This is a genomic window from Pseudomonas sp. GM102 (assembly GCF_000282555.1).
Classification (GTDB): domain Bacteria; phylum Pseudomonadota; class Gammaproteobacteria; order Pseudomonadales; family Pseudomonadaceae; genus Aquipseudomonas.
On sequence record NZ_AKJB01000020.1, the window covers coordinates 42,468 to 55,186 of the forward strand.

Consider the following 12,719-nt stretch of genomic DNA (forward strand, 5'->3'; position numbering starts at 1 on the left):
GATGAACGCATTCGCCAAGGAAAATTTCCATGTACACGCCCAGCAATTTCGCCATCGATGATTTGAATGAACTGCATCAGCAGATACTCGGCACTCGCCTTGGCGTTTTGGTCACCCACGGTGAGCAAGGCCTGCAAGCCAGTCATTTGCCACTACTGCTGAATGTCGACCATGGCACCCATGGAACCCTCTACGGCCACTTCGCCAAAGCCAATCCGCAATGGAAGGAATTGCAGAACGGCGCCGAGGCGCTAGTGATTTTTGCCGGTGCCGATGCTTACGTCAGCCCGGGGTTCTACCCGAGCAAAGCCGAGCACGGCAAAGTCGTGCCGACCTGGAACTACGTCGCCGTGCATGCCTATGGCACGGCCGAAGTTTTCACCGACGCTGATCGCCTGCGCAATCTGGTCAGCGCTCTGACTGATCGTCATGAAGCGGGTCGCATCAATCCATGGAAAGTCGCTGATGCCCCCACCGACTACATTGATGGCATGCTCAAGGCCATCGTCGGTTTTGCCCTGCCTATCCAGCGTCTGGAGGGCAAGCGCAAGCTCAGCCAGAACCGCAATGCTGCAGACATCGCCGGTGTGCGCGAGGGGCTGGCCGCCAGCCCTGATGTGCACGACCAGGCCCTCGCCCACTTGATGCGTTAAGGAATCAATATGAGTCAGATCGACATCCGCCAGGTCACCGCCGACGATCACGCGGCCTGGCTGCCGCTGTGGCAAGCCTACCTGCGCTTCTACAACACCGAACTGCCCGAGGCGGTGACCCAAAGCACCTGGCAGCGCCTGCTCGATCCAAGCGAACCGACCCATGGGGCGCTGGCCTGGGCCGATGGCAAAGCGGTGGGCATGGTGCATTTCATCTACCACCGCTCGAACTGGAGCATCGAAAACTCCTGTTACCTGCAAGACTTGCTGGTGACACCAGAAACCCGCGGCACCGGTGTCGGTCGGCAACTGATCGAATTCGTCTACACCACGGCCAAGGCCGATGGCTGCTGCAAGGTTCATTGGCTGACCCACGAAACCAACGCCACCGCGATCCAGCTCTATGAGCGCATCGCCGAACGCCCCGGTTTCATCCAGTTTCGCAAAGGCCTTTAAGGTTCAAGGAGAGCAGCATGTCGACTTCACTCGCGGACTGGAAAGGTGTTCCGCCGCCTTCGGTCCAACTGATCGAAGGGCGTTTCATCCGCCTGGAAAAACTTGACCCGGTGCGTCACGCCGACGGTTTGTGGGAAGCCCTGGAAGGCCCTGGCGCGGACCCGAAGCTCTGGGATTATTTGCCTTATGGGCCTTTCCCGGAACGCAGCGCTTTCAACGATTGGCTGAACAATCACGCGGCCAACAGCGATCCGTATTTCTTCACGGTGATCGACCGTGCCAGCGGCAACGTCCAGGGCATCCTCAGCCTGATGTCGATTGTCCCTGCTCAGGGTCGCATCGAGATCGGCCATGTGACCTTCGGCGCACCGATGCAGCGTTCGCCAAAAAGCACCGAGGCGGTTTACCTGCTGGCCAGGGAATCCTTTGCGCTGGGTTACCGGCGTCTGGAATGGAAATGCAACAACGGCAATGCCCGCTCCAAGTATGCGGCGCAGCGGTTGGGGTTCAGTTTTGAAGGGGTGTTCCGTCAGCACATGGTGGTCAAGGGGCAGAACCGTGACACGGCGTGGTATTCGATTCTGGATTCGGAATGGCCAGCGATTGGCGCGGGGTTCGAGCGGTGGCTTTCCGATGAGAACCAGACGGAAACGGGGCAGGTGAAAACGTTGGCGGAGTGCCGCCAGTAATCCTCGGCGTCTGGCAGGACGCCTTCGCGGGCAAGCCTCGCTCCTACAGGGGTTTTGCGTCGATCACCATTTTATGGTCAATCGAAAACCTGTAGGAGCGAGGCTTGCCCGCGAATGGCATCACGCTAACTTTTGCGCCAACACCGCAATATGCTCCGGCCCGATCCCGCAGCACCCACCCAAATGACTGGCCCCACGCTTCTGCCAATCAGCCGCCCATTGCAAATAACCCGGCGGGTCGAGATCGTCGCGCAACGGGTCCAGACCGTCATTGGCCGTGGCCTCTTTCGGCTGCGGCGGGAAGGCATTGGCATACGCGCCAATGTGAATCTTCACCCCCAAGCGTTCGAAGGTTTCCCGTGCCGCATCAATCGCAGCGCCAATCACTTCTGGCTGGCTGCAATTGAACAGCAAAGTCTGGACGCCCAACTCCGCCGCCACCGCGGCAGCCTCAGCCACAGGCTCTCCGGAGCGCAAACGCGGCACTTCGTCGGTGTCCTCATCCTTCAGAGTAAAGGACAGCCAGAACGGCTTGCCGTCCTTCGGCAAACCGGCATGGATCGCCCGTGCCTCGACGATCGAGCTCTGGGTTTCCGCCAGCCACAGGTCGACATGCGGCGACAGGCCATTGACCAGAGGCGTCAGCAGCTCAGTCACCCGCGCTGCATCGAACAGGTCCGGGCGATAGGAGCCGAACAACGGCGGCAATGAACCGGCCACACGCACCGGTTTGCCCGCCGCATCGACTGCACGCCGAGCCAGCTCACCGGCCAACGCCGCAAGGGCCTGACCTTCAGCCGCGAAACGCTCTTCGCCAATATGGAACGGCACCACCGCATAACTGTTGCTGGTGATCACGTTGGCGCCGCTCTCTATATAAGCCACGTGCACCGCCTCCACCGCTTGCGGCAATTCGCTCAAGGCCAGCGCCGACCATTCAGGCTGCCTGAACGGCGCCCCTCGGCGTTGCAGCTCACGACCCATGCCGCCATCCAGAATTACCGTGCTGCCTGCGCCCATATTCTTTTCACTCATAAGCTTATGAAAATAACTCACTATCAGAGTCTTTCTTATAACTATTTAATACGCACCACCCGGTTAATAACAACCTCTTTTTTTCAGGGATCAACTGTGAAATTTCAACCACTGCTGGCCCTGGGCCTGACGATTTTGGCTGCCTCTACCCAAGCCTTTGCGGGCGCTACTCTGGATCGCATCGAGCAAAAGAAAGAACTGGTGGGCGTGTTGATGGAAAGCTATCCACCCTTCTCATTCCTCAACGATCAAAACCAGCTCGACGGTTTCGACGTCGACGTGGCCAAGGCCGTGGCGAACAAGCTGGGCGTCAAGCTGCGCCTCGAAACGCCGTCCTGGGACGTAATCGCCGCCGGTCGCTGGAGCGGGCGTTACGACATCTGCATCTGCTCCATGACCCCGAGCAAGGCCCGCGCCGAAGTCTTCGACTTCCCGGTGGAGTATTACGCCTCCCCTGCGGTGATTGTGGTCAACGCCAAGAACGACAGCATTCACGGCGCCAAGGACCTTAGCGGCAAGAAAGTCGGTCTCACCAGCGCCTCCAGCTATGAAAGCTACCTGAACAAAAACCTGGTGATCGAAGGCGCCGAAGACACCCGACTGCAATACCCGTTCGAGAATGTGCAGATCGCTCCGTATGACACCGACAACGTCGCGTTCCAGGATTTGGGCCTGGGCGCTGGCGTGCGTCTGGACGCGATTCTCACCAACCTGGTGACCGCGCAACCGCGCCTGAACGAAGACAAGCGTTTCAAGCTCGCCGGTGAGCCGCTGTACTCGGAGCCGAACTCGGTGGCCATCGAAAAAGGCGACGCCCAGTGGGACGCCAAAGTACGTGATGTGTTTGCCCAGCTGAAACAGGACGGCACCTTGAGCAAGCTGTCGCAAAAATGGATCGGTGCCGACATCAGCAAATGACTTCTTTCCCCAAACCACCTCAGCCGCCGCAACCGGTGGCTGAGTCGATGCTGCAACGGATTTTCGGTTTCCGCACACGGCTGTACCTGACCTGGGCAGCGATGTTCGGTTTGTTCGCGAGTTTTTTCCTGAGCTTCGACCTGAAGTTCTCGATCATCCTCGACAAACTGCCGAACCTGATCGGCCTGCACCTGGCGCCCAACGGCTTTCTGCAAGGCGCGGCGCTGACGCTGTTTTTGTGCCTGTGCTCAATCGTGGCGTCATCGCTGCTGGGCTTCATCACCGCCCTGGCCCGGTTGTCGAAAAGCGCCGTGGCGTTCGGCATCGCGAGCTTCTATGCCTCGTTCTTTCGCGGCACGCCGCTGCTGATCCAGATTCTGCTGATCTACCTCGGCCTGCCACAACTCGGCATCGTGCCGGGCGCCATCGCCGCCGGCATCATTGCCCTGTCGCTGAACTACGGCGCCTACCTGAGCGAAATCTTCCGCGCCGGCATCCTCGGCGTCCCCCATGGCCAACGCGAAGCATCATTGGCCCTGGGCATGCGCGAAACCGTGATCTTCTGGCGCGTCACCCTGCCCCAGGCCATGCGCACCATCATCCCGCCCACCACCAACCAGTTCATCTCCATGCTCAAAGACTCGTCCCTGATTTCGGTGATGGGGGTTTGGGAAGTGATGTTCCTGGCGCAATCGTATGGGCGCTCGAGCTATCGCTATATCGAAATGCTGACGACGGCAGCGGTGATTTATTGGGTGATGTCGATTGGGCTGGAGCTGATTCAGGCGCGGATGGAACGGCATTATGGGAAGGCGTATTTGAAGCGGGGTTAGCGAAAAGATCGCGTTTTTGATATTTCGCCAATGGAAGCTTCCGGGATTGCTGTAAGGAAAGACGCCTGATGGGCAGGTGAATTCGTAGATGCTCGAAGCCCACCGTTGATTCGGCTACAAGCGAAGTCTCCGTGCCTTGCGGAACACCCGGAAATGCCCGGCATCCGGGCATTGGCATCGATTTTAGAGTTTGGTCTCCTTCCACGAGAGACTGAACCCGATGCCCATCCGACGCACTTTTCGACCCCATTCCATGGCGCTGGCGATTTCCCTCGCCCTCGGCCATGCAGGCTCTGCAATTGCTCAACAGCCAGCCAGCATCCCCCCGACATCCGCCGACCAGATGGCATGGATCGAGGCATTCATCAAGGATCCGGATACCGTCACAACCAAGGTCACCAAGGCAGAATCCGGACCTGAAGGTATCGCATTAAAACTGGGTGACGCCCATGACCTTGTCACCGTCAGCGGACGTGGTCGCTTCAATGGACTGGTTGACGGGGGCGGCGGCACAAACGTACTGCAACTTGATGTCGCGAGCGGCGGTGGACTCGGGGAAAGCCGGAACTTCAACGTACTGCATATCAAGCGAGGCCAGTGGACGCTGACGGGAACAGATGACTTCCGGGACGGCGCCGTGTTGATGGGCAACGCAGTGTTGACCAATCGCGGACGTATCGCCGGCCCAGTGTCGATTGATACACGAGCGACCTTTCGCGGCAACGGTCATGTCGGCCAGCTGACAGTAGCAGGCCGCCTTGAGGTCAATGCGTTGTACGGAGCACCACAGGTGAGTGGCAATCTTGAACTGCACGACAGCGCCGAACTGGCCTATGAGGTCAATGCCGATGGCCGCAGTGAAACGATTAAAGTCGACGGCACCGCCAGTCTCGGCGATGCCACCCTGAAAATCGTCGCAGCACCGGGCGACTACCCGGTTACCAGCGAATACCGCGTCATCGAAGCCGGAAAGGTGCAAGGCCAGTTCGGTAAGGTGCTCAATGACCTGGCCTTCATGACCCCTACCCTGCATTACGACGACGGAAAAAGTGTCGACCTGACCTACGCCCGCAATGATGTACCAATCGAGAGACTCGCAATCACTGAAAACGGTCGGGAACTTGCTCAAAGCATCGAAGAGTCAACGTATATCCCGCAACCACAGGCTCCCTCCGTTACAGCTGCGAAACCTTCCACCCAATTGAACGCCGCTGTCACCGCCCTGCTGGGTTCAAGCAAAGCCACCGCCACCTACGCCATCGAACAACTGGCCGGCGGCAGCAATGCCAATCTGGCCAATGCCACCCTGAGCAGTGTCAAACCGGTGAGCGGAAGCATGCTGTCAGCCATGCGCCAATTGGACAGCAGCGACCTCAACGGACAGAGCGGAGCCCCACGTTTGGCGGCGGGTGGTGAAGCCACTGGCAGGGTCTGGTTACAAGCACTGGGTCACGGCGGCACACTGGATCGCGGCCATGGCAGCAGCGCCCTGCAACACTCCACCAAAGGTCTGGTACTGGGCGCGGATTGGGCACTCGATGAACAGTGGCGTGTGGGCGTGATCGGCGGACAATCGCAGACGCGCCTGGACGGCAGCCAACTGGATGGCGAACTCGACAGCTGGCACCTGGGCGCCTACGCCCTGCGCCAAAGTGGTCCGCTGGCATTGCGCCTGGGCGCGACTCACAGCAACCATGATGGCAGCACCAAACGGCGGGTAGCTTTCAACGGTTTCAGCGATCGCCCAAAGGGCAGTTACAACGCCAGCACTCAGCAAGCCTTTACAGAGGTCGGTTACAACCTCGGCAGGGGCAACCTCAGCGCCGAGCCCTTTGCCAATATTGGCTACCAGCGCTATCAACGCGACAGCTACACCGAAAAGGGCGGCGCGGCGGCACTGCAGGTCCATGGGCAAACACAGAACAATTTCAGCACCACCTTCGGCCTGCGCCTCGCACAGCTCAAGACACTGGATAACGGCATGCAACTGACGCCGCGATTCAGCGCTGGCTGGAAACACACTTATGGTGATGTCGACAGCAAGACTCAACAGCGACTGGCTACCGGCGGAAAGAATTACATCGTCGAAGGCGCCGCTCTGGATCGCGACAGCCTGATGCTTGATGCAGGGCTGGAGCTGGCGGTTTCGACTCGGCATACGTTCGGTGTCGGTTACAACGGCGAGATCGGCAATGACGGCCGCAGTCATGGCGTAATGGGGCAGTGGCGGATGGCATTCTGATAAACCCACTGACTTGATGCAGAACCTGCGAGCCTGCTCGCGAATGCGATGTGACATTCAGCATCATGGTTGGCTGATACTCCGCTATCGCGAGCAGGCTCGCTCCCACATTTGGCAGGTGGAATATCGGGCAAAAAAAAGGGGAGCACATGCCCCCCCGAGGTTTAAAACGGTATATCGAGGCTGTTAACTCAGCCTTCGATCTCGATCAGTATTTCGCCCGGGTTCACCCGGTCGCCCTTGGCCACGTGGATGGCGGTGACTTTGCCGGCGATGGCCGATTGGACTTCGGTTTCCATCTTCATCGCTTCGGTGATCAGCACGGCTTGGCCGGCTTTCACAGTGTCGCCTTCCTTGACCAGAACATCGACGATGTTGCCCGGCATGGTGGTGCTGACGTGGCCCGGTGCAGTGGCTTGCTTGCGCTTGCTGCTGCCACCGCTGACGAACTCGTTGAGTGGTTCGAACACCACTTCTTCCGGCATGCCGTCGATGGACAGATAGAAGTGGCGCTTGCCTTCCGACTTGACGCCGACACCGGTGATGTCGACGCGGTAGGTTTCGCCGTGAACGTCGATGACGAACTCGGTCGGCACGCCTTCGCCGCCGGCCGACGCCACGCCGCCCGCTTCCGGAATCGGCAACAGCACTTCTGGCGTGAGGGTGCCGGCTGCGCGCTCTTCGAGGAACTTGCGGCCGATGTCCGGGAACATGGCGTAGGTCAGCACGTCTTCTTCAGACTTGGCCACGGCGCCGATTTCGGCACGCAGTTTGGTCATTTCCGGCTTGAGCAGGTCAGCTGGACGGACGTCGATGACTTCTTCGCTGCCGATCGCCTGACGACGCAGTTTTTCGTTCACGGTGCCCGGTGCTTTGCCGTAGCCGCCTTGCAGGTAGAGCTTCACTTCGTTGGTGATGGTCTTGTAGCGCTCGCCGGCCAGCACGTTGAAGAACGCCTGGGTGCCGACGATTTGCGAGGTCGGGGTCACCAGCGGCGGGAAGCCGAGGTCTTCACGAACGCGCGGGATTTCCGCCAGCACTTCGCTCATGCGGTTCAGCGCGCCCTGCTCTTTCAACTGGTTGGCCAGGTTGGAAATCATCCCGCCCGGTACCTGGTTGACTTGAACGCGAGTGTCGACGGCGGTGAACTCGCTTTCGAACTGGTGGTACTTCTTGCGCACGGCGTAGAAGTACAGGCCGATCTCTTGCAGCAGTTCCAGGTTCAAGCCGGTGTCGAACTCGCTGCCTTTAAGGGCGGCGACCATCGACTCGGTACCCGGGTGGCTGGTGCCCCAAGCGAAGCTGGAGATTGCGGTGTCGATGTGGTCGGCGCCGTTTTCGATGGCCTTGAGTTGGCACATCGCGGCCAGACCGGCGGTGTCGTGGGAGTGAATGAACACGGGCAGCGATTGCTCGCTTTTTAGCGCCTTGACCAATTCGCCCGTGGCGTACGGGGTCAACAGGCCAGCCATGTCCTTGATCGCCACAGAGTCGCAACCCATGGCTTCCATTTGTTTGGCTTGGGCCACGAATGCCTCGATGGTGTGCACCGGGCTGGTGGTGTAGGCGATGGTGCCTTGAGCGTGTTTGCCAGCGGCTTTCACGGCTTCGATGGCGACTCGCAGGTTACGCACGTCGTTCATCGCATCGAAAATGCGGAACACGTCGATGCCGTTGACTGCGGCCTTGGCAACGAAGGCTTTGACCACGTCGTCGCTGTAATGGCGGTAGCCCAGCAGGTTCTGGCCACGCAGGAGCATTTGCAGACGCGTGTTAGGCAAGGCCGCGCGCAGTTGGCGCAGACGCTCCCACGGGTCTTCTTTGAGGAAGCGGACGCAAGCGTCGAAGGTCGCGCCGCCCCAGCATTCCAGCGACCAGTAGCCGACTTTGTCGAGCTTGTCGCAGATCGGCAGCATGTCTTCGGTGCGCATGCGGGTGGCGAGCAGCGATTGGTGGGCGTCGCGCAGGATTGTGTCGGTAACGTGGATTTGCTTGCTCATTGTTCTATTCCTCACAGGCCTGCGTGGGCGGCGATGGCGGCGGCGATGGCCAGGGCCAGCTCTTCGGGTTTGCGCTTGATCGAGTAATTGGTCAGTTCAGGGTGGCTTTCAACGAAGCTGGTGTTGAACTGGCCGCTACGGAATTCCGGGTTACGCAGGATTTCCTGGTAATACGCGGCGGTGGTCTTGACCCCTTGCAGACGCATGTCGTCCAGGGCACGCAAGCCACGGTCCATCGCCTCTTCCCAGGTCAGCGCCCAGACCACCAGTTTCAGGCACATCGAATCGTAGAACGGCGGAATGGTGTAGCCGGTATAGATCGCTGTGTCGGTACGCACGCCGGGACCGCCGGGCGCGTAGTAACGGGTGATCTTGCCGAAGCTCGGCAGGAAGTTGTTTTTCGGGTCTTCGGCGTTGATCCGGAACTGCAGCGCGAAACCGCGGTGCTGGATGTCTTCCTGTTTCACCGAAAGCGGCAGGCCGGACGCGATGCGGATCTGCTCGCGAACAATATCGATGCCGGTAATTTCTTCGGTGATGGTGTGTTCCACCTGCACCCGGGTGTTCATCTCCATGAAGTACACCTCGCCCTCGGCGAGCAGGAACTCCACAGTGCCGGCGTTCTCGTAACCCACGGCCTTGGCCGCACGCACCGACAGGTCGCCGATATAGGCACGCTGTTCCGGGGTCAGTTGCGGGCTCGGAGCGATCTCGATCAGCTTCTGGTTGCGACGCTGGATCGAGCAATCACGCTCGAACAGGTGCACCACGTTGCCAAAGCTGTCACCGAGTATCTGCGCTTCGATGTGTTTCGGGTTGACGATGCATTTTTCCAGGAACACTTCTGCCGAACCGAAAGCCTTGGTGGCTTCGGAAATCACCCGTGGAAAGGCTTGTTCGAGTTCTTCGCGGCTGTTGCAACGACGAATGCCGCGGCCGCCACCACCGGAGGTGGCCTTGAGCATCACCGGGTAACCGATGCGGTCGCCTTCGGTCAGGGCTTCTTCGATGCCCGACACGTTGCCTTCGGTGCCCGGGGTGACCGGTACGCCAGCCTTGATCATGCTGCGGCGCGCTTCGGTCTTGTCGCCCATGCGGCGAATCACTTCAGCCGATGGACCAATGAATTTGATACCGCGTTCGGCGCAGATATCTGCCAGCTCGGCATTTTCCGAAAGGAAGCCGTAGCCAGGGTGCAATGCATCGCAACCGGTTTCCACCGCCAGGTTCACCAGCTTGCGCGGGTTCAGGTAGCCGGCCAGTGGCTCGGCACCGATGCTGTGGGCCTCGTCCGCACGCTTCACATGCAAGGCATGGCGGTCGGCGTCGGAATAGATCGCGACGGAGCGAATGCCCATCTCGGCGCAGGCACGCACGATTCGTACGGCAATCTCACCACGGTTGGCGATCAGGATCTTTTTTATCACTTGGAGGTTCCCTTGAGCCGGTGGTACCCACGACCTGTCACACCAGGTCGACGCGTGACCAAATGTTTCAATTCAGTCGCAGCTCCACACTAGCCTTCGCAAGGGATTAACAAAAATGAATAATAATTGGGTTACACATAAGCAAAGACTTATAGTTGAGGCATCAGCCTCCGCTCAGGATCTCTAGAAAATGCGTAAGTCATTGATGCGTATGACCTTGCGTCAATTGCAGATCTTCAATGAGGTGTGCGACTTAAGGTCCTACAGCCGCGCCGCCGACGAAATGTCTCTCACACAACCTGCCGTGAGCCTACAGATTCGTCAACTCGAAGAGCTGATCGGCCAACCCTTGTTCGATTATGTCGGCAAAAAACTCTACATGACCGAGGCGGCCGAAGCACTGCAGCGCGCCAGCCGGGACATTTTCGGGCGCCTGGAAAACCTCGACATGCAGCTTTCGGACATGCAGGGATCGTTGCAGGGTCAGCTGAAACTGGCGGTGGAATCGAGCGCCAAATACTTTGTGCCGCACCTGTTTGCCGCGTTCAAGCGCCAACATCCAGAAGTGAACCTGCAACTGACAGTGGTCAATCGCGGGCAGGTCATCCGGCGACTGTCGGACAACCGCGACGACCTGGTGATCATGTCCATGGTGCCACAGGACATGGGGCTGGAGTTCTTGCCATTCCTCAACAACCCGATCGTTGCCGTGGCGCCACCGGATCATCCGCTGTGCCACATGGGCCCGCTGCGTTTGCAGGATCTTGAACCCTACACACTGCTGATGCGCGAATCCGGCTCCGGGACGCGGCTGGCTTGCGAAGAATATTTTAAAGAGAAGCGCGTGCACTTCAACCAGACCCAGGAAGTCTCGTCAGCCGAAGCACAGCGTGAATGTGTGCTGGCGGGTCTGGGCGTGGCGCTGTTGACGCGTCACGCCCTGAACCTTGAGTTGGCGACCGGCGGATTGATCGAGTTGCCGGTCGAAGAGCTGCCGTTGTACCGCAGCTGGTGCCTGGTGCAAGCCAAGGCGAAACGGCTGTCACCGGTGGCGCACGCGTTCCTTGCGTTTATTCGCAGCGAGCGGGTGCAGATCAGCGCGCTGGTTGAGCGTTTCGACGGGAAGCTGTCGGTGCCGCCTGCCAGTAGTTGAGTTCGAGATCGTCAGGAAAATCGCCAATTTCGGCCAGTAGCTGGCGGCGTTCGCAGCGATCTTCGATGGCGCGGCGAAATTCCATGCGGCGCTGATCTTCTTGCTGACGACGGGTTTTGACGGCGCTGTTGCGTTCTTCGTAGGGCTGAGCCATTTCGAGTCTCCCAAGGCGAGTACGGGAGTTACAAGATAGGTGCGAGGGATGACGGTTTGGCTGCTTGTAGGTTACAAACTGATGAAATTCATCAGGCGACGCTGTACCTGTGGCGAGGGGGCTTGCCCCCGTTGGGTCGCGTAGCGGCCCCAAAGCGTTTGCGACTGCTGCGCAGCCGAACGGGGGCAAGCCCCCTCGCCACAAGGTCCGTGACAGTTTTGAGTTAATCGTCCAGCGCTTTCACCGATTTGGGCGACAGCCGCAAGCTGCGAAGGCTGCGTTTGACGCTTTTCAGGTGATTGACCAGGCTCGGACCGCGGGCCATGGCGACGCCCATCGCCAGCACATCGATCACTACCAGGTGCGCAATGCGCGACGTCAGCGGCGTATAGATTTCGGTATCTTCGTGGACATCGATCGCCAAGTTGACGGTCGACAATTCGGCCAGCGGAGTCTGGCTCGGGCACAACGTGATCAGAGAAGCACCGCTCTCTCGCACCAGATTGGCCGTGATCAACAGGTCCTTGGAACGTCCGGACTGGGAAATACAGATCGCCACGTCGCTCGGCTTCAGCGTGACCGCCGACATCGCCTGCATGTGCGGGTCAGAATACGCCGCTGCAGTCAGCAACAAACGGAAGAACTTGTGCTGGGCATCCGCCGCCACTGCGCCGGAAGCACCGAATCCATAGAACTCGACGCGCTGGGCCTGAGACATGAGCGACACAGCCCTCTGCAATTCCACCGGATCGAGTTTCTCGCGAACCTCCATCAGCGTATGCAGGGTGGTGTCGAAGATTTTCAGGCTGTAATCGGCGACTGAATCGTCTTCATGGATCGCGAACTGCCCGAAGCTCGCGCCAGCCGCCAGGCTCTGCGCCAGTTTCAATTTCAAATCCTGGAACCCGGAGCAACCAATGGCGCGGCAAAACCGCACGATGGTCGGCTCGCTGATGCCCACGCTGTGGGCCAGGTCGGCCATGGAGCTGTGCATCACCGCCGCAGGGTCAAGCAGCACGTGGTCGGCGACTTTGAGCTCCGACTTGCGTAACAGGTGGCGGGACTGGGCGATGTGTTGCAGCAGATTCAAGGGGCTGGACTCTTTGTTATTGGCAGGTGCCGGGGATGTAGCACGCTTGTAGTTATACTACATGAATCG

Annotated in this window: 12 protein-coding genes; 7 read left to right on the forward strand and 5 right to left on the reverse strand. The window is 59.3% G+C overall.

Annotation, left to right across the window (positions count from 1 at the left end; genetic code table 11):
* Nucleotides 1-29 precede the first annotated feature (29 nt).
* The 3 genes from PMI18_RS23815 to PMI18_RS23805 are packed head-to-tail and all read left to right on the forward strand — an operon-like array spanning nt 30 to nt 1,798.
* The gene (locus PMI18_RS23815; protein WP_007896515.1) at nt 30-653 is read left to right on the forward strand and encodes an FMN-binding negative transcriptional regulator; all 624 of its coding nucleotides are present in this window, start codon (nt 30-32) and stop codon (nt 651-653) included.
* Nucleotides 654-662: 9 nt separating this feature from the next.
* Nucleotides 663-1,109: a GNAT family N-acetyltransferase gene (locus tag PMI18_RS23810; protein ID WP_007896516.1), complete on the forward strand. Its 447-nt coding sequence runs from the start codon at nt 663-665 to the stop codon at nt 1,107-1,109.
* Nucleotides 1,110-1,126: 17 nt separating this feature from the next.
* Nucleotides 1,127-1,798 carry a GNAT family N-acetyltransferase gene (locus PMI18_RS23805; protein WP_007896517.1) on the forward strand — a complete coding sequence of 224 codons (672 nt, stop codon included), beginning with the start codon at nt 1,127-1,129 and terminating at the stop codon, nt 1,796-1,798.
* A gap of 120 nt (nt 1,799-1,918) precedes the next feature.
* Here the strand turns inward: PMI18_RS23805 and PMI18_RS23800 are convergent, their stop codons facing one another.
* Complete coding sequence (locus tag PMI18_RS23800; RefSeq protein WP_007896518.1) at nt 1,919-2,818, reverse strand: homocysteine S-methyltransferase family protein; 900 nt, start codon at nt 2,816-2,818, stop codon at nt 1,919-1,921.
* Between the two features lie 111 nt (nt 2,819-2,929).
* Between PMI18_RS23800 and PMI18_RS23795 the strand changes: the two genes are divergently transcribed.
* From PMI18_RS23795 to PMI18_RS23785, 3 genes are all read left to right on the forward strand, one after another.
* Nucleotides 2,930-3,751, forward strand: coding sequence for an ABC transporter substrate-binding protein (locus PMI18_RS23795; protein WP_007896519.1), 822 nt, complete (start codon nt 2,930-2,932; stop codon nt 3,749-3,751).
* Nucleotides 3,748-4,584 carry an amino acid ABC transporter permease gene (locus PMI18_RS23790; protein WP_007896520.1) on the forward strand — a complete coding sequence of 279 codons (837 nt, stop codon included), beginning with the start codon at nt 3,748-3,750 and terminating at the stop codon, nt 4,582-4,584. Before PMI18_RS23795 ends, PMI18_RS23790 begins: the two co-directional genes overlap by 4 nt.
* 220 nt (nt 4,585-4,804) lie before the next feature.
* Nucleotides 4,805-6,826, forward strand: a complete 2,022-nt coding sequence (locus PMI18_RS23785; protein ID WP_007896521.1) for an autotransporter outer membrane beta-barrel domain-containing protein — start codon at nt 4,805-4,807, stop codon at nt 6,824-6,826.
* A 191-nt stretch (nt 6,827-7,017) separates the two neighbouring features.
* Here the strand turns inward: PMI18_RS23785 and oadA are convergent, their stop codons facing one another.
* Nucleotides 7,018-8,826 (reverse strand): sodium-extruding oxaloacetate decarboxylase subunit alpha, encoded by a 1,809-nt coding sequence (gene oadA / locus PMI18_RS23780; protein WP_007896522.1) that lies wholly within the window; start codon nt 8,824-8,826, stop codon nt 7,018-7,020.
* A gap of 11 nt (nt 8,827-8,837) precedes the next feature.
* On the reverse strand, nt 8,838-10,253 hold the full coding sequence (locus PMI18_RS23775; RefSeq protein WP_007896523.1) for an acetyl-CoA carboxylase biotin carboxylase subunit: 1,416 nt from the start codon (nt 10,251-10,253) through the stop codon (nt 8,838-8,840).
* 190 nt (nt 10,254-10,443) lie between these two features.
* Between PMI18_RS23775 and PMI18_RS23770 the strand changes: the two genes are divergently transcribed.
* On the forward strand, nt 10,444-11,406 hold the full coding sequence (locus PMI18_RS23770; RefSeq protein WP_007896524.1) for a LysR family transcriptional regulator: 963 nt from the start codon (nt 10,444-10,446) through the stop codon (nt 11,404-11,406).
* Here the strand turns inward: PMI18_RS23770 and PMI18_RS23765 are convergent.
* Nucleotides 11,348-11,560, reverse strand: coding sequence for a PA3496 family putative envelope integrity protein (locus tag PMI18_RS23765; protein WP_007896525.1), 213 nt, complete (start codon nt 11,558-11,560; stop codon nt 11,348-11,350). The two genes, PMI18_RS23770 and PMI18_RS23765, sit on opposite strands and share 59 nt — an antisense overlap.
* A gap of 223 nt (nt 11,561-11,783) precedes the next feature.
* Nucleotides 11,784-12,650 carry a transcriptional regulator HexR gene (gene hexR, locus PMI18_RS23760; protein WP_007896526.1) on the reverse strand — a complete coding sequence of 289 codons (867 nt, stop codon included), beginning with the start codon at nt 12,648-12,650 and terminating at the stop codon, nt 11,784-11,786.
* Nucleotides 12,651-12,719 lie beyond the last annotated feature (69 nt).

What these genes read in the sequence shown, in the direction of transcription:
- PMI18_RS23815 (WP_007896515.1), top strand. Translation starts at nt 30, where the DNA reads ATGTACACGCCCAGCAATTTCGCCATCGATGATTTGAATGAACTGCAT.
- PMI18_RS23810 (WP_007896516.1), top strand. Translation starts at nt 663, where the DNA reads ATGAGTCAGATCGACATCCGCCAGGTCACCGCCGACGATCACGCGGCC.
- PMI18_RS23805 (WP_007896517.1), top strand. Translation starts at nt 1,127, where the DNA reads ATGTCGACTTCACTCGCGGACTGGAAAGGTGTTCCGCCGCCTTCGGTC.
- PMI18_RS23800 (WP_007896518.1), bottom strand. Translation starts at nt 2,818, where the DNA reads ATGGGCGCAGGCAGCACGGTAATTCTGGATGGCGGCATGGGTCGTGAG.
- PMI18_RS23790 (WP_007896520.1), top strand. Translation starts at nt 3,748, where the DNA reads ATGACTTCTTTCCCCAAACCACCTCAGCCGCCGCAACCGGTGGCTGAG.
- PMI18_RS23785 (WP_007896521.1), top strand. Translation starts at nt 4,805, where the DNA reads ATGCCCATCCGACGCACTTTTCGACCCCATTCCATGGCGCTGGCGATT.
- oadA (WP_007896522.1), bottom strand. Translation starts at nt 8,826, where the DNA reads ATGAGCAAGCAAATCCACGTTACCGACACAATCCTGCGCGACGCCCAC.
- PMI18_RS23770 (WP_007896524.1), top strand. Translation starts at nt 10,444, where the DNA reads ATGCGTAAGTCATTGATGCGTATGACCTTGCGTCAATTGCAGATCTTC.
- PMI18_RS23765 (WP_007896525.1), bottom strand. Translation starts at nt 11,560, where the DNA reads ATGGCTCAGCCCTACGAAGAACGCAACAGCGCCGTCAAAACCCGTCGT.